General features: G+C 69.9%; 12 protein-coding genes. All 12 read left to right on the forward strand.

Annotated elements, in window-relative coordinates:
* Positions 1–63 precede the first annotated feature (63 nt).
* Positions 64–1,872: a sigma-54-dependent transcriptional regulator gene (locus KEG57_RS28390; RefSeq protein ID WP_272425754.1), complete on the forward strand. Its 1,809-nt coding sequence runs from the start codon at positions 64–66 to the stop codon at positions 1,870–1,872.
* Positions 1,873–2,166: 294 nt separating this feature from the next.
* Positions 2,167–3,450: a zinc-ribbon domain-containing protein gene (locus tag KEG57_RS28395; RefSeq protein ID WP_272425755.1), complete on the forward strand. Its 1,284-nt coding sequence runs from the start codon at positions 2,167–2,169 to the stop codon at positions 3,448–3,450.
* A gap of 158 nt (positions 3,451–3,608) precedes the next feature.
* Positions 3,609–4,052, forward strand: a complete 444-nt coding sequence (locus KEG57_RS28400; protein WP_272425756.1) for a thioredoxin family protein — start codon at positions 3,609–3,611, stop codon at positions 4,050–4,052.
* 58 nt (positions 4,053–4,110) lie between these two features.
* Positions 4,111–4,644: a hypothetical protein gene (locus KEG57_RS28405; protein ID WP_272425757.1), complete on the forward strand. Its 534-nt coding sequence runs from the start codon at positions 4,111–4,113 to the stop codon at positions 4,642–4,644.
* A complete protein-coding gene (locus tag KEG57_RS55750) occupies positions 4,623–6,728 on the forward strand; it encodes a DUF3570 domain-containing protein (protein ID WP_272425758.1) in 2,106 nt (701 codons plus the stop codon). Before KEG57_RS28405 ends, KEG57_RS55750 begins: the two co-directional genes overlap by 22 nt.
* A complete protein-coding gene (locus tag KEG57_RS28415) occupies positions 6,728–7,294 on the forward strand; it encodes a hypothetical protein (RefSeq protein ID WP_272425759.1) in 567 nt (188 codons plus the stop codon). Before KEG57_RS55750 ends, KEG57_RS28415 begins: the two co-directional genes overlap by 1 nt.
* Positions 7,291–7,857 (forward strand): hypothetical protein, encoded by a 567-nt coding sequence (locus KEG57_RS28420; RefSeq protein ID WP_272425760.1) that lies wholly within the window; start codon positions 7,291–7,293, stop codon positions 7,855–7,857. Before KEG57_RS28415 ends, KEG57_RS28420 begins: the two co-directional genes overlap by 4 nt.
* 96 nt (positions 7,858–7,953) lie before the next feature.
* Positions 7,954–9,966: a serine/threonine protein kinase gene (locus KEG57_RS28425; protein WP_272425761.1), complete on the forward strand. Its 2,013-nt coding sequence runs from the start codon at positions 7,954–7,956 to the stop codon at positions 9,964–9,966.
* Positions 9,967–10,253: 287 nt separating this feature from the next.
* A complete protein-coding gene (locus KEG57_RS28430; RefSeq protein ID WP_272425762.1) occupies positions 10,254–11,279 on the forward strand; it encodes a DUF4215 domain-containing protein in 1,026 nt (341 codons plus the stop codon).
* Between the two features lie 17 nt (positions 11,280–11,296).
* Positions 11,297–12,772, forward strand: coding sequence for a di-heme oxidoredictase family protein (locus tag KEG57_RS28435; protein WP_272425763.1), 1,476 nt, complete (start codon positions 11,297–11,299; stop codon positions 12,770–12,772).
* Positions 12,769–14,256: a di-heme oxidoredictase family protein gene (locus tag KEG57_RS28440; protein WP_272425764.1), complete on the forward strand. Its 1,488-nt coding sequence runs from the start codon at positions 12,769–12,771 to the stop codon at positions 14,254–14,256. Before KEG57_RS28435 ends, KEG57_RS28440 begins: the two co-directional genes overlap by 4 nt.
* Positions 14,253–15,740, forward strand: coding sequence for a hypothetical protein (locus KEG57_RS28445; protein ID WP_272425765.1), 1,488 nt, complete (start codon positions 14,253–14,255; stop codon positions 15,738–15,740). The genes KEG57_RS28440 and KEG57_RS28445 overlap by 4 nt, the downstream gene beginning before the upstream one ends.
* The last annotated feature ends 150 nt before the right edge of the window (positions 15,741–15,890 follow it).

Consider the following 15,890-nt stretch of genomic DNA (forward strand, 5'->3'; position numbering starts at 1 on the left):
CGCGGAGAACCTCCGGGGAGGAAAAGCTTGGGAGCGAGCGCTTCAGTGCATGCGAGGGGATCGATGCTCCGCGCGCACCGGGCGGCCGGGCACCATACGGGGCGTGTCTTGCTCGTCGAGGACGAGCCCGATCAGGCTGCGATCCTGGAGGCCGTGCTCCGGCACGAAGGGCTGGACGTCCTCGTCGCTTCGAGCGGCGAGCAGGCCCTCGAGATCCAGCATCGGACGCCCGCCGATGTGCTCGTGACCGATCTCAACCTCCCCGGGATGACCGGCATGGATCTCATGCGTCGACTCACGCCTCCGACGGAGGACGAGACGACCAAGGCAGCCACGCCCGCGCCCGCGGTCGTGGTCGTGACGGGGTCGGGATCGGTGTCGAGCGCGGTCGACGCGCTGAAGCTCGGCGCGGCCGACTACCTGCAAAAACCGCTCGATCCAGCGCGGCTCGTGTCGCTCGTGCGCGAACTCTTGTCCTCGGACAACGTTCGCGAGGCCGAGGGCGAGGACGACGACGCTGCTGCCGGGCCGCTCGTGTTCGAGGGCATGGTGGGCGGCTCGCGCGGCATGCGCGAGGTCTTCGCCCGGATCGACCGGGTCGCTTCGACGATGGCGCCGGTGCTCATCGTGGGCGAGAGCGGCACGGGCAAGGAGCTCGTGGCGCGCGCGATCCACAACCGCAGCCCGCGCAAGAACGGCCCGTTCATCCCCGTGCACACGGGCGCGATCCCGCGCGAGCTCATCGGCAGCGAGCTCTTCGGTCACGAGAAGGGCTCCTTCACCGGCGCCTTCTCCTCGGCCGAGGGCAAGTTCGAGGCGGCGACGGGCGGCACCGTGTTCCTCGACGAGGTCGGCACGATGGACAGCGCCGTGCAGGTGAGCCTCTTGCGCGTGCTCGAGACCTACCGCTTCACGCGCGTCGGTGGCCGCAAGGAGATCGAGGCCGACGTCCGGATCGTCGCGGCGACGAACAAGGACCTGCTCGATCTCGTGGACGAGAACGTCTTCCGCGAGGACCTCTACTACCGCCTCAACGTCTTCACGATCACGCTGCCCCCGCTGCGCGAGCGTGTGGAGGACATCCTGCCGATCGCCGAGCGCTTCCTCGTGAAGTTCGCGAAGCGCTACGGCACGCCCGCGCGTCGTTTCTCCGAGGGCGCGATCAACAGGCTCTACCTGCACGACTGGCCGGGCAACGTGCGCGAGCTCCGGAACGTCGTCGAGCAGACGGCCCTCTTCGCCGCGGGCGAGCTCGTCGGGCCCGAAGAGGTCCAGATCGGCCAGGGCCGCATCGAGCGGCGCACGGGCCGTCGCTCGCATCACGATCTCCAGGTCCAGACGAGCCCACCGCACCCGGAGCCGGAGCACCACGCGCCGCCTGCGCCGATCACGACCACGCCGCCGCCGGCGATCACCGAGGCCGAGGGGCGCGAGTCTCCGCCTTCGCTCGCCGAGCCGCCGCCGGCGTCGGCGTCGGCTTCGTTTGCCCAGACGCCGCTTCGCCCGTCGACGCCGCCCGCGCACGATCTCGAGCCGCGCGAGGGCGGCGATCGTGGCGAGCACCCGCTCGTCCTGCGTTTGCCCGTGGGCACGCGCCTCGCCGACGCCGAGCGCAAGTTGATCCTGCTGACGCTCGAGGCCGTGCGTGGCAACAAGCAGCGCGCGGCGCGCGTGCTCGGCATCAGCCGGCGTGGCCTCTACTCGAAGCTCCAGGCGTACGGCGAGCACGTGGGCAGCCACGAGGCCCCCGAGACGCAGGAAGCCGAGAGCCCGCAGGACAACGCTGAGGAAGCGCCTGCGCCCGCCTCGGAAGAAGCGCCGAGTGTTCCCAGCGCCGCGACCGATCTCGACGCGAGCCGCTGTCTCTCCTGATCCCTTCCTCGATGATCTCGCGTGAACCGACCCGGCGGCGAGGCGCTTCGCCGGCCGGGTTCGTCCGCTTTCTTGCGATCCCGCTTCCCGACGGGGGCCGCTTTCGACACGCTGGCAAGCGCTTTTTTGGGTCGGGCCCCAAGAAATTGCACGTGGAGACGAATTTTTGGCAAATTCGAGTCTTCCTCGTGGCTGATACGTCAGGAAAGGTCCGAAACGACAGGGCGCCCTGGTAAAGTCTTCGACCGAAGACCGACTCCAGGTAAACAGTCGACCCTCCGAACCAGACGCGACATGAAGATCACCTGCCAATCTTGCCAGTCGAAGTACACGGTTTCGGACGAGAAGGTCCAAGGCAAGACCGTCAAGATCAAGTGCCGTAAGTGCGGCGCGACGATCCTCGTCAACAGCAGCGGCGCGACCACGACAAACGCCGATGCCGCCTCGGCCGCGGGCGCCGAAGAGGCGGCGACGGACGGCGGGTCGTACCAAATCAACGTGGCCGAAGGCGATCAGCGAACGATGTCGCTGCAAGAGATCGTCCAGGCCTACAACAGCTCCGTCATCACCGCAGACACGTACGTCTGGGCCGATGGCATGGGCGACTGGCAGCCCCTCGGCCAGGTGCAGGCGATCGTGGACGCGCTCAACGCGGCCGCGCAAGGCGCGAGCGCGCCGCAGCCTGCGCCCGAGCCCGCGCGAGCCGCCGTCAAGAAGGACGGGGCGCGCGGCGGAGCACGCGATCTCTTCGGCTCCGACGGCGCCTCCGACGTGTCGACGAGCGCCTCCGGCATCGGCGGCTCCTCGCCCCGCGCGGCGGCCGCGCCCGTGCGCATCGGTGCCGGCAAGGAAGAGCAGTCCGCGCTCTTCTCGCTCAGCGCGCTGACGAACCGCGCAGGCCAGTCGGCCTCCGCCGCGAGCAGCCTCAGCAGCCTCGGCGCGCTCGCGTCGACGCCGTCGAAGTCGACGAACTCCGACGACTCCGGCCTCATCGACCTGAAGGCGCTCGCCGCAGGCGCGGCCTCGCCTCCGGCCGCGAGCGCAGCGGCGAGCTTGCTCGGCGACTCCGGCGGCCTGTTCGAGCTCGCGGCGCCGCCCGTCACGGCGCCCGCTGCCGCTCCGATCCCGATCCCCGAAGATACCAAGCCGCAGAAGAACCGCACGCCGCTCTTCATCGGCCTCGGCGCCCTCGTCGCGGTCGGCGCGATCGTCGGCGCGTTCATGGTCATGAAGGGTGGGGAGCCACCGGCGGAGCAGACGACGGCGCAGTCGGCCGCGCCTGCGAACACGCCGCCTCCGCTCGAGACCGCGCCGCCCGTGCCGACGCCTTCGGTCGCCGAGACCGAAGCGCCCGCGGCCAGCGCGTCCGCGGTCGCCAAGGGCGGCGGGACGACGAAGACGGGCGGCGGGACGACGAAGACGGGTGGCGGCGCGACGACGAAGGCCGGCACCGCGCCCACGACCGGCGGCGGCACGGCGCCCGCGTCCACCGCGAAGACCGCGCCGAAGCCGAGCTCCTGCGGCTGCGCGCCCGGCGATCTCATGTGCGCCATGCGCTGCTCTGCCAAGGGCAAGTGAACCTCCCGGGAGGGGGCTCCCGACGCTGGATCTCGCGGAGCCCCACCCAACGACCCCTCGTTCGTCCTTCCAAACTCTCGCGCCCTCCACGCGCGTTTGTCCTCGTTGCATGGGCATGCCTCGCCGCGTGCGCCGCGCGCGCGCCTGAGCCTGAGCCCATGCCCGTCGTGGCGATCTCCGGCGACGCGCCTGCGGTCGTCGCGGTCGGCGATGCGGGGCCGAGCGAAACGACGCCGTCGTCGCGTCCCAGGCCGCTCGTGTGGGAGACGGACGAAACACGGGCCCGCGCCCGCGCCGCGCGGGAGGGCTTGCCTCTGCTCGTGTTCCTCTCGGCCGACTGGTCCGCGGCTTCGATCGCGATGGCCCGCGAGGTTTGGTCCGATCCGCGCGTCCTGCTCCAGCGCACGCCAATCGTGGCGCTGCGCCTCGATCTTTCGGCCGACACGCCGGACACCGAGCTTCGGCTCGCGCACTACGGTCCGCGCACCCTGCCGACGACGATCGTGTTCGACGCGGAGGGGCACGAGGTCGCGCGCCTCTCGGGCCTGTGCACCGTGGAGGAGGTCCTCGCGGCGATCGGGAGAGCCGCGGCCGATCCCTGACAGGAGAGCTTGTCCCTCTTTCGCGGGCCCGGGTATGATGGCGAGCCTGCCCGGTAACATGCTCGATCGCTCATCCATCCTCCTTCTCGCCGCGCTTGCGGCGCTCCCCATGGCGATCGCCGGATGCGCCACCGAGGAGATCCCGCCTTATGGCGATCCGGCAGAGGTCGTGGGAGGCGCGGGGGCTTCCTCGTCCTCCGGCGGAGTGACCTGCACGGGCGATTCCATGTGCGCCGTGAGCTTCGTGGACGACGTGGCCCCGATCCTCGAGGCCAAGGGCAAGTGCGCGGACGCCCAGTGTCACGGCATGGGCGCGGGCACGATCTCGCTGACCGCGGGCAACGCGAAGACGCTCCGCACCGAGCTCCTCGGGCTCACCGTGGCGAACGGGCCCTACATCGCGTGTGAGGCGGCGGAAAACTCGAAGATGCTCTGCAACCTTCGTGTCGAGATGGGGGTCACGAAGCCGCCGAACTGCGGCTCGCTCATGCCGAAGGTCGATCCCGACGACACCGTCGACGACGTGCGGCTCAACCAGACCGAGTACACGACCATCGAGGAGTGGATCAAGTGCGGCGCGCCCGACAACTGATCCGCGCGTTCCTGCTGCCGGCGGCCGTTTTCGCGCTCGTCGGGCTCACGGACGCCGGGCCCTCGTACGCGGGGGACAAGGACGCTGATGGACTCGTCGCGGTCGCCGAGGCGATGAACGAGTTTGTCGAGGGCAAGTACGACAAGGCCCTCAGCAGGCTCGATGCGGCGTTCAAGGCGTGCAAAGGCAAGGCCTGCGAGCCGAGCGTGCGCGCCGAGATCCAGATGGCGATCGGCGTCATCCAGGGCGCGGGCAAGAAGAAGCTCGACGCGGCGAAGAAGGCGTTCGAGTCCGCCCTCAAGGAAGACGCGAACGTCAAGCTCGACAAGCAGTGGGCGACGAAGGAGCTGGAAAAAACCTTCGCCGAGGCACGGGGGGTGCTCGGTCCTTCGCGCCCGCCGCCCACGAAGCAGCAGACGGCGTCGGTCACTACGGCGCAGGCGGCGCTCGCCCAGAAGGACTGGAGCGGGTGCATGCAGACGCTCATCGCCGAGATGGCGACGTCGAGCGAGTTCGCCGCGGGCAAGCTGTTGCTCGCGAAGTGCCAGGACGCCGGCGGCCTCTTGCTCGAAGCCGCGGCGGACGCGCAGATCGCGGCGAAGTACGCCGAGGAAGAGAACAACGCGGCCGTCGGGGAAGAAGCGAAGGCGCTCCTCGAAAAACTCCAGATCGACACGCCCACGATCACGCTGCAGATCCCGAGCTCGTGGAGCGAGGTCGAGGTCAAGATCGACGGCGTCGTCGTCCCGGCCGACAAGGTCAAGCAGCCGATCCCGCACAACCCTGGCAAGGCCACGATCGAGGCCAAGGGCAAGCGCGGAAAATTCCCCGCGCAGTACAAGACGACCGAGGCCTTCGATCGCGGCGAGCAGATCACCGTGAACGTCGATCAGGGCGGCGCGGGCGGCAACAACAGCGCCGTCTTCCAGTGCATGCAGGCCGCGCGCACGCCGGCCGACATGCAGCGCTGTATCGACACCGGCGGCAAGGGCCGCGGCTTCACGCTGAAGGCCGGCGTCGAGACGATGTTCTACACCGACACGCTGAACACCACGGTCGTGTCGCCCGCCGCGTACATCTCCGGCGAGAACCCGACTGCGGGCTGGCAGGTCGGCGGCAGCTTCATCGTCGACGTCGTCAGCACCGCGTCGCCCGACATCGTGGCCACGGCGTCGCGGCGGTGGAACGAGCGGCGTTACGCGGGATCCCTCTCGGGTGACTTCAAGGTCGGCCCCGCGAAGGTCGGCTTGAACGGCGCGGTCTCGGTCGAGCCGGACTACCTCGCGCGCAGCGTGGGCGTCGCGGTGAGCACCGACCTCAAGAGCAAGATGGTCACGCCGACGCTCGCCTACAACGTCGGCTTCGACGCCTTGAGCCGCGCGGGCACGCCGTTCGAGGTCTTCCGCGAGGACATCCTGCGGCACACGATCGACGCGGGCGTCTCGCTCGTCATCGATCCGAGCACGGTCGTCGTCTTGGGTGGCACGGCGGAGCTCGTCTTCGGCGACACCTCGAAGCCGTACCGCCACATCCCGATGTTCTCGCAGGCGATCGCTTCGCGCATCCCGCTCGGCGCGACGCGCCAGGTCGTCAGCCAGAACCGTTTGCCCTTCGCGCCGCTCGAGCAGCTCCCCACCGAGCGCAGCCGTTTCGCGCTCGTCGGGCGTGCGGCCAAGCGCTTCGAGAAGGTCACGATTCGCGGCGACGAACGTCTCTACGTCGACACGTGGGGACAGATGGCGAGCACCACGGACGCGCGTTTCTTCCTCGACGTCAACGACGACCTGCGCCTCGGCAGCCACCTGCGCTTCAACGTCCAGTCGTCGGTCGACTTCTGGCAACGCGCCTACGTCGCCACGCAGAGCGCGACAGGGTGGAGCGTCCCCGAGTACCGCACGAGTGATCGCGAGCTCGGCGCGCTCATGGGCTTCACGCTCGGCGCCAACGCGAGGTACGCGCTCGCCCGCGTGCTCTCGGCGCAGCTCCAGGTCGAGGGCCTCTACAACCAGTACTTCGACCACATCTACGTCTTCAACCGGTTCGGCCTGTTCACCGCCGTGACCCTGGAGCTGGAGGTCGATTGATGGTCCCCGTATCGAGCGGGCGGTTCGTCGCCGCGCTCTCGTTCGCCGTCGCCCTGTCCTCCCTCGGCGCCGTTGGTTGCAACGGCAACGACCCCATCCCGCAGGAGGTCATCGACGGTTTGCCCGCGGAAACGGGGTCGCCGAGCGCGCTGCACCGGCCCGGTCAGCCATGTTTGTCCTGCCACTCGACGTACGGGGACGCCGCGCCTGCGTTCGCGATCGCCGGCACCGTGTACAAGGAGACCGCGATGGGCGCCCTCGCGGCGGCGCCCAACGTGAAGGTCGAGATCTTCGACTCGGCGGGGCCTTCGCGCTTCGCGTGCACGAACACGGCCGGCAACTTCTACATCGAGAAGGACAAATGGGCCGACCTCACCTTCCCGCTCAAGGTGAGGGCCGGCCAGCGCAGCATGAACTCGATCATCGGCCGCGAGGGCTCGTGCGCCGCGTGCCACAAGCTGCCCTCGGACGACAGGCCCGGGAATGGCGCCGGCAAAGACTCGGCCGGCGTGGTGCTCGTCGATGACGGAGACACGGATCCCATCTGTGGTGGAGGTACGCCGTGAAGCGGAACGTGCGTGAACGGCTCCGGGCGGCGCTCGGCCGGCGCTCCCTCGCGGCGCTCGGCGTCCTCGCGACGGGGCTCTTCGGCCTCGGCTTCGGGGCTTCGAGCTGCGTGGGCGAGGCGGGGCTCGAGGCGTACGGGTGTCCGAACCCGGCCGTCTTCACGGCGAGCGTCTCGCCGTATCTCGAGCGCCGCTGCGGCACCCTCGACTGCCACGGCCAGCCGACGCGCCCGATGCGCATCTATGGCCAGCTCGGCCTGCGCCATCCGGCGGAGAACAACGTCTCCGGCGGCGCGGCGACGACGCAGCTCGAGCTCGAATCGAACTACGCGTCCGTGTGCAACCTCGATCCCGCGGCCATGCAGCAGGTCGTCGACGATCTCGGCTCCACGGCCGACAAGCTCCTGCTCGTCAACAAGGCGCGAGGGCTCGAGCGGCACAAGGGCGGCAAGATCGTGAACGAGCAGGATCCTGGGGATCTTTGCATCCTCGGCTGGCTCGGCTTCAAGGACGCCGCCACCGTGGCGGCCTCCTGCACGGCGGCGATCGAACCCTTGAAGTAGGGGATCCCGCGAAGCGATCGCGCGAAGTACCACCCGAGGCCCGAGACGTGCCAGAATGGCCCCGCGGCTTTCCTCGACGCCGCCACGATCCGAAACATGCGACCTGACGAAATTCGCCCGGGCGGCCTCGTGGCCGGGAAGTACCGCATCCGGACCATTCTCGGCCGGGGGCACGGGGTCCTCGTCGAGGCCTTCAACACCGAGTTCGACCAGCGGGTCGCGATCCGCCTCCTCCTTGCCGGCCAGACCGACGACAAGGAGCTCGAGCGTTTCCGGCGCGAGGCCCGCACGCTCGCCAAGCTCGAATCCGAGCACGTCGCGCGCATCATCGACGTCGGCACGCAGCAGGACGGCACGTTTTACCTCGTCCGGCAGTTCCTCGAAGGCACCGACCTCGCCACGCACGTCAAGACGCGCGGCCCCTTGCCTTTGCAGGAGGCCTGCTTGCTCATCCTGCAGGCGGCGGAAGCCGTCGCCGAGACGCACGGGCACGGCATCATCTTCCGCGAGCTCCAGCCGCAGCACCTCTTCGTGACCACGCGCGTCGGCGGCGCGCCTTTCCTCAAGGTCATCGACTTCGGCACCGCAAAGCTCATGCGCGACGTCGCCGCGCCGATGGCGGGCGAGATGACGGCCACGACGATGCTCGGCCTCTCGCCTTATTCCTCGCCGGAGATCGTACGGAAAGCGAAGAGCATCGACGTGCGGGCCGACGTCTGGTCGCTCGGCGCGATCCTCTACTTCCTGCTCACGGCGCGCCCGCCCTTCGAGGGCGAGATGGCGATGCTGATGCTCCAGATCACGAAGGAAGAGCCGCGCCCCGTGACGCAGCTCCGCCGCGATCTGCCGCCCGAAATCGATCAGATCCTCGGCTGGGCGCTGGCCAAGGACGTCGACGGCCGCTTCGCCAACGTGCACGGCTTCGCGCATGCGCTCCGGCCGTACGTGACGGCCGAGGGGCAGGTGATCATCGATCGCATCGGCGCGATCACCCACGCGGCCAAGCAACGCAAGAAGACCGGCTCCGTCCCGCCGCCGCCCTTGCCCACGCCCGCGCCGCCTCCGCGCGGTTCCGCGGCGGGCCAGGCGGCCGACATCGAGGACGAGGAATCCGTCACGCGCATCCAGAGCTCGGCGGCCGCGCTTGGCGAGATGGAACGGACCATGTTCCTCGCCGGTGATTTCGTCCCGCAGCCGCCCGGCCCGCCCAAGGACGCGAAGTCGGGAACGCCGGGCACGGTTCCTTTCCCGAATCCCCCCGGCGGAGGCCCCGTCTTCGGGGGCGCGGCGAGCGGGATGGGGCCCTCGGTGCTCGGGCCTTCGGGCGCTCCCGATGCGGGGTCGCGCCCGGGCCAGAATGCGTGGGCCGCGGGGCGCGCCGATCCGGCGACGCCGTCCGGGGCCGTGATCGCGCCGCCGGGTACGGGGCCCGTGGGGGTCGTCGAGCCAAACCCGTTCGCGCCGAAGAAGGATCGACGCATCCTTTTTGGCGGCCTCGCGGCCGCGGCCGTGCTCGTACCCGTGATCCTCGTGCTCCTGCTCGTCGGGGGCGACAAGAAGGACGGGGAGGGGACCACGGCGGACAGCGCGGGGCCGGTGGCCGTCGCGCCGCCGCAGACGACGACGGCCGCGCAGGCGGCCACGGCGCCGCCGCCGGCCACGACCGAGACCACGCCTCCGCCGGCGGAGGATCCCGTCGCGGTGAACACGCCTCCGGCTGGTGATCCGAATCCCGGCAAGCCGGCCTCGGGCGGCAATGCAGGCGGTGGCACTGCGCCTTTTGGCACGACGCCGAACAGCGGCGCGACCCCGAAACCCACGGCGACGGCCACGAGCACGGCGAAGGCGCCTCCCACGGCGACGGCCACGGCGACGCCGACGGCTGCGCCTGCGGGCGGCGGCAACGGCACGCTCGTCGCGGTCGCGGTTGGCGGCACGTGTGCGTTTTCGGTGAACGGTGCCTCCAAGGGCACCACGTCGACGCTCAAGCTCTCGCTCTCGCCGGGCACCTATTCGGTGAGCTGCAAGCCTGCGAGCGGCGCTACGAAATCGAGGAGCGTGGCCATCAAGAGCGGCGAGACCGCGATGGCGATGTTCAAGCTCCAGTGAAGTCGGGCGGCGCAGCCGCGATTGGCGCGCTGCCCGCCCATTGCACGAACACGCGCGTCCCCGGCCCTCGTCGGCTGCCTCACGACGCATTGCGGTAAATCCATATTTATGCCGCGTGCTCGGGCTCCTTTGGACTGCGAATGAATGTACGCCATCCCGTTCGGCGAGCGCTTCCGGAACGGGGTTTTCGCGACATTTATGTGTTGACCCACCGAACCGCCCTTGTTTAAATAGCCGGCTGGTCCATCGCGTGACGGCGTCGTGGGGAGAAGCATCGGGAGTGGAGCATGCGTAATAGCTTTATCAAATCGATCCTCGTACCTTTGACTGCGCTTGGCCTGGCGGCGTTTTTCGCCCAGGCATGCAGCGGCGGAGACAACTCGAACTCGGGCGGCGGCCCCGCTGGCTGTATTCCTGGATCCACCGCCGCGTGCATCTGCGCCGGCGGGCTCGAGGGCGTGCAAGTCTGCAACGCGGCCGGCAATGGCTACGAGGCCTGTGATTGCGGGGCGAGCGGCCCCGGCGGCGGCGGCGGCAACGGCGGCGGCGGCTCCGTGACGTGCGTGGAAGGCGGCTCCACGGCGGTCGTCTGCGGCAATGGCACCATCGATCCGGGCGAGGAGTGTGACGACGGCAACTGCGTGCCCGACGACGAGTGCTCGGACAAGTGCAAGAACCCGTTCTGCGGTGACAAGATCGTCCAGTCGGGCGAGGACTGTGACGACGGCCAGAACGAGGTCGGCGACACGTGCCCCAACGACTGCAAGCTCCCGGACGGCGGCCCCGACGCCCCGGTCGATCCCTGCGCCGGCAAGCTCATCTTCAACGACTTCACCGCGGCGCCGATCGCCTCGCAGTGGAGCTACATGGGCAGCCTCGGTTACGAGGCCGGCACGAAGATGTGCCAGGCCATCGGCGCGGCGGGCGTCTGCGACTACGAGCAGCTCGCCGAGATCTTCAACAACCCGGCCGCGCACCCGGTCGACGTTACGAAGATCACCACGAAGGTTCCGGTCGGCGGCATGATCACGGCGTGGGTCAATCGCACCACGATGACGACCGTTGGCGGCACGACCTATCCGGTGGGCGCGGGCGGCCGCTGCAACAACTGGACGTACATGACGAACCACATCGACGACGGCGAGTTCGTGACCGTCACGAACACGGCCGGCACGATCGCGGGCGCGTTCACGCTCGATGCGAACCCGGGCTTCAGCGGCGATCCCGCGGACGGCTTCGCCGGCCCCGGCCTCGATTGCGGCGGCGTGCAGCGCTACATCCCGTGCTGCTTCCCCGTCTGCCAGAAACCCTGACGAATGGAAAACGGGTCATGAGCGCCTTCCGCTGTTTCGGATTCGCGCTCGTCCTCCCCCTGGCGGCCGGCCTTTTGGCCGCCGGGGGCGAGGAGCCCATTCCCTGGCCCCACGGAGACGCCCCTTCCTCCGCCGATCTCGACGAGGGTGTCGGCGCCGCCCTCTCGCTCGCCACGCTCGAGCGCGTCGAGGAGTTCCTCGAGGCCGCCGAGAAGGGCGAGGATCGCGAGCACATCTTCGCGCTGCAGACGAACATCGATCTCGGCGCCTACGATCTCGAGCGGCTCTTCGCGTTCGGCGATGCGCTCTTCGCGCACGAGTTCCGCGGCGAGGACGGCTTTGGGGATCGACCTTTGCCCGGGCTCTCCCGCGTGCATTCGGGCGTGCGCGGCGGGCTCGACACGTATTCGTGCGCCGGTTGCCACTCCGTCGGCGGGCCGGACGGCGCGGGCGCTCCCACGCAGAACGCATTCCTCCTCGGCGACGGCGACCGGGCTTCCTCGGCGAACCAGCGAAACGCGCCGCACGTGCTCGGCCTCGGGTTCGTCCAGGCCCTCGGCGCCGAGATGACCTTCGAGCTCGGACAAACCCGAACCAACGCGCTGGCCAAGGCCGCGGATACCGGCGCCGACGTGACCGTGTCGCTCGAATCGAAGGGCGTCTCGTTCGGCAGCCTCACGGCGTATCCGGACGGCTCGCTCGATACGTCGGCGGTCGCCGGCGTGGATCGGGATCTCGTGGTCAAACCCTTCGGCTGGAAGGGCGAGATCGCGCGGCTCCGGCGCTTCACCGAGGACGCCGCGCGGATTCATTTCGGCGTCCAGTCGCACGTGCTCGCGCTCGGGTGGCAAGTCGAGCCGGACGTGCCGCACCTCGGCGCGGGGCCGAACTGGTGGGATCCAGATAACGACGGCGTGCAACGCGAGATCGAGGAGGGGATCCTAACGGCGACCGCGGTGTACATGGCGATGCTGGAGACGCCGGTGATCCTGCCGCCGCACGATCCGGGCCTGCGCGCGCGCTGGTCGAACGGCATGGCCGTGTTCGAGGAAGTTGGCTGCGCGAGTTGCCATCATCCGGAGCTGCCGCTCGCGAATGTGCGATGGGACGAGTGGCCCGATACGACGGGGGGTCCTCCGGTCGAGCTGAATTTGATGCGCGACGGCGAAAAGCCGCGCGGTACGAGTCTGGTGAAGCTCTACAGCGATCTCAGGCGGCACGACATGGGCGAAGAGCTCGCCGATCCGCACGACGGCGCCTTCGACATTCCGCGCAGCGTTTTCCTCACGCGTCCGCTCTGGGGCCTCGCCGAGACCGCGCCGTACCTGCACGACGGCCGCGCCGCGACGATCCCCGAGGCCATCCTTGCCCACGGCGGCGAGGCCGCGGCCGCGCGAGACGCCTTCGGCGCGCTCGATCCCGAGGATCAGAAGGACCTCCACGTCTTTTTGCTCTCGCTCACGCGGGAGCCGAAGGTCCACGTGCTGCAATGAGGCGTGCGCTCGTCCTCTCGCTCCTGGCCACCACGCTCGTGGCATGCGCGCTCGATCCGGCGCCCGTGCCGACGGCGCAAAAAGGCTCGGCGCGCGCGCTCGGGGTGTACACGACAAACCTCGATCCGGACCTCGAGCGCCAAGCGTATGATGCGCTCGCGCGTGATGCGCGCAGGCGCGAGCATCGGTTCCTCGACGCTGCAGACCCCGGCCACCTCGCGCGCTCGATCCGCGTCGAGCAATCCGACCTCGAAGCGGGCGTTCATTCGCCCGAGGAAATCTTCCAGCTCGGCGCGCAGATCTTCCACGCCACGTTCACGCCCGCGATGGGCTACGGCGGCAAGGATCGGCCGCACCTCACGCGTTTTCACGAAGGTCGCCGCGGCGGGCCCGACGCCATGCGGTGCGATTCGTGCCACTGGCGCGGCGGCCCCGGCGGCGCGGGCGACGGCGCGGACAACACGTACCTCGCCGGCGACGGCGATCGGCAATCGAGCGCGCTCGCGCGCAACCCGCCCTCGCTCGTCGGCGCGGGCCTCGTCGAGCTCGTCGCCCGCGAGATGAGCGCCGAGCTCGCCCGCGCGCGTGACGCGCTCGTCGCGAAGGCGAAGGCCGAGGGCAAACCCGCGCGCGGGCCCCTCGTGGCCAAAGGCGTCGCGTTCGGCGAGCTCGAAGCGCGGCCCGACGGGGGCATCGATGGGACGAGCCTGCTCGGCGTCGACACCGATCTCGTGGTCAAACCCTTCGGCTGGAAGGGGCATTTCGCCTCGCTGCGCGACGTCGTCGAGGACGAGCTCAACGTCCACCACGGCATGCAATCGACGTGGCTCGTCGCGCACGCCGATCCCGCACGCATCGGCGCGTTTGGCGGGACGGACCCCGACGGCGACGGCGTCACGGACGAGATCCGCGAGGGCCAGGTGACCGCGCTCGCGCTCTTCCTCGCCATGCAGGAGGTGCCGATCGCGGATCCGCCGGAGGATCAGGATCACATCGTGCGCCTCGGCGCGGGAGAGGCGCGTTTCCAGGCGCTCGGCTGCGCGAGCTGTCACGTCCCTGCGCTCACGCTGGCGAGCGCCGTGTATTCGCTCCCGAGCCGCGAGGGCGGCGCCCCGGTCCGCGTCGATCTCGAAAAGGACGCGGCTGCTCCGCGGATCGCGCCGCCGATCGATGGAGGCCCGCTGCGGGTCTACCTCTACAGCGATCTCAAGCGGCACGACATGGGCCCCGGACTCGCGGAAAAGCAGGCGGATCGGGGGGTTCGTCCGGGCACGTTCCTCACGCGCCCGCTCTGGGGGATCGCGCGGAGCCGCCCGTACCTGCACGACGCCCGCGCGCCGACCCTCGAGGACGCAATCCTGCTCCACGGCGGCGAGGCGCAGGCCGCGCGCGACGCGTTCGCCGCGCTCTCGGAGTCCGAGCGCGCCGATCTCCGCGTCTTCCTCACGTCGCTCACCCGGGCTCGCCGGCTCTCCGTTCCATGACACGTCTCCGCGCTGTTCTGCTCCTCCTCGGCCTCGGTGCACTCGGATGCGGCCAGGTCGAAGTCGCCTGTGACGACCCCGTCGCATGCACCTGCGGCCCCACGCGCGCGTTGCCCGAGGGCGGCTGCTGCCCCGCGTGGAGCGTGGCCGACGGGGGCGTTTGTCGCGTACGCACCTGGACCTACCCCGCGGTTTCGCAGGTCATCGGCGGCCCCGGGGCGCGCCGCGTGTACGCGTCGATCGACGGTCGCGGCCGCGGGCTCTTCGTGTGGGACGAGGCGACCATGCCCGGCGCGGACGTGGTCGTCGTCGCCGAGGAGACGGACGCGGGTTTGTCCCTGCGCAAGCCAAGCGCCGTGCTGCCCGGTTTCGCCGGCATGGGCGTCGTCATCGGCGGCGAGGCAGGCGACGCGGTCGTGTCGTGGCGCCAGTCGATCACGGGCGCCGAGGGCGACGTCTACCGGAGCGAACGCGCGCCAGACGGGACATGGACCGATCCGATGTCCGTCGCAGATCGCGTGTCCTCCGGGGAAAAGGCGTACGAGCCGCGGCTCGCGACGCGGTCGTCGGGCGAAATCCTGCACGTGTGGAACCAGTGGTACGACGGTTCCCATTACGGCGTCGCAGTCGCGCGCCGGAAGGGGCCAGGCGACGCATGGGAAGGTCCGTCGGCGGAGGACGACGTGCTGTCGCCGCCCTCATTTTTCTCGAACGCGCCGCAGGTGACGGTGAACGATCGCGGCGACGCGCTCGTGTCCTGGTACCAGTCGGCCGGGAGCCAGCTCATGGCGTTCATGAGCGAGCGGAACAGCGCGGAGGGCACGTTTTCCCGGCCCGGCGTGGATGATTATCTCTCGGCCCCAGGCGCGCCCGTCGACAACGATCCCATCTGCAATCCGAAGCCCGCCCTCGCCGAGGACGGTCGCGGCGTCGTGGTGTGGACGCAGGAGACGGGGCAAGGCGGGGTCGCCGTGTACCTCGCGTCGCGCGACGCGCTCGGCGCGTGGACGCGGCCCGCAGACCTCGCAGATACGTTCTCGCGGCCCGAGGGCAAGTGTCGCGATGCGCGCGCGGCATTCGATTCACTCGGCTACCTGTACGTCACCTGGTCCGAGGACACAGGCGCAGGACCCGTCGTACATCTCGCCAAGCGCGCGCCCGACGGGACGTGGATTCATCCGGGCGATCAACCCCTCGTGCTCTCGACCGAAGGCGCGACCCAGGCCATCACACCGGTGCTCGCCGTCGGTCGGGACGGCGGGGTGATCGTGGCGTGGAGCGAAGAGGTGGGCGGTCACTTCCGCGTGGCGGCGCGCCGTGGCAGCGCCGCAGGCTTCGGCCTCATCGAGGTCCTCTCCCCCGCGGGAGATCACGCACTCTCGCCGCAAGTGGCCATCGGCGGACCGGAGGATCGCGCCGCGGTCGTGTGGATCCACGGCGAGCCGACCATCGGCCGCGTCCTGTTCGCGACGCTCGCCCCCTGAGGGGGTGCTTGGGAGCGTTGCGCCGGGGTTTCACCCCGGACCCCGACCAGGGGTTGTCCACCCCTGGACCCGGACCAGCGCAAGCGCTGGACTCGGGGTCGATGAACTGCGCGATGCGCAGTTCATCGAACGGGCCGTGGCAAGACTGGC

The organism is Polyangium jinanense, assembly GCF_028435365.1.

Coding starts and splice junctions, on each gene's coding strand:
- KEG57_RS28445 (WP_272425765.1), top strand. CDS start 14,253: ATGACACGTCTCCGCGCTGTTCTGCTCCTCCTCGGCCTCGGTGCACTC.
- KEG57_RS28430 (WP_272425762.1), top strand. CDS start 10,254: ATGCGTAATAGCTTTATCAAATCGATCCTCGTACCTTTGACTGCGCTT.
- KEG57_RS28425 (WP_272425761.1), top strand. CDS start 7,954: ATGCGACCTGACGAAATTCGCCCGGGCGGCCTCGTGGCCGGGAAGTAC.
- KEG57_RS28390 (WP_272425754.1), top strand. CDS start 64: ATGCTCCGCGCGCACCGGGCGGCCGGGCACCATACGGGGCGTGTCTTG.
- KEG57_RS28395 (WP_272425755.1), top strand. CDS start 2,167: ATGAAGATCACCTGCCAATCTTGCCAGTCGAAGTACACGGTTTCGGAC.
- KEG57_RS28435 (WP_272425763.1), top strand. CDS start 11,297: ATGAGCGCCTTCCGCTGTTTCGGATTCGCGCTCGTCCTCCCCCTGGCG.
- KEG57_RS28405 (WP_272425757.1), top strand. CDS start 4,111: ATGCTCGATCGCTCATCCATCCTCCTTCTCGCCGCGCTTGCGGCGCTC.
- KEG57_RS28400 (WP_272425756.1), top strand. CDS start 3,609: ATGCCCGTCGTGGCGATCTCCGGCGACGCGCCTGCGGTCGTCGCGGTC.
- KEG57_RS28415 (WP_272425759.1), top strand. CDS start 6,728: ATGGTCCCCGTATCGAGCGGGCGGTTCGTCGCCGCGCTCTCGTTCGCC.
- KEG57_RS28440 (WP_272425764.1), top strand. CDS start 12,769: ATGAGGCGTGCGCTCGTCCTCTCGCTCCTGGCCACCACGCTCGTGGCA.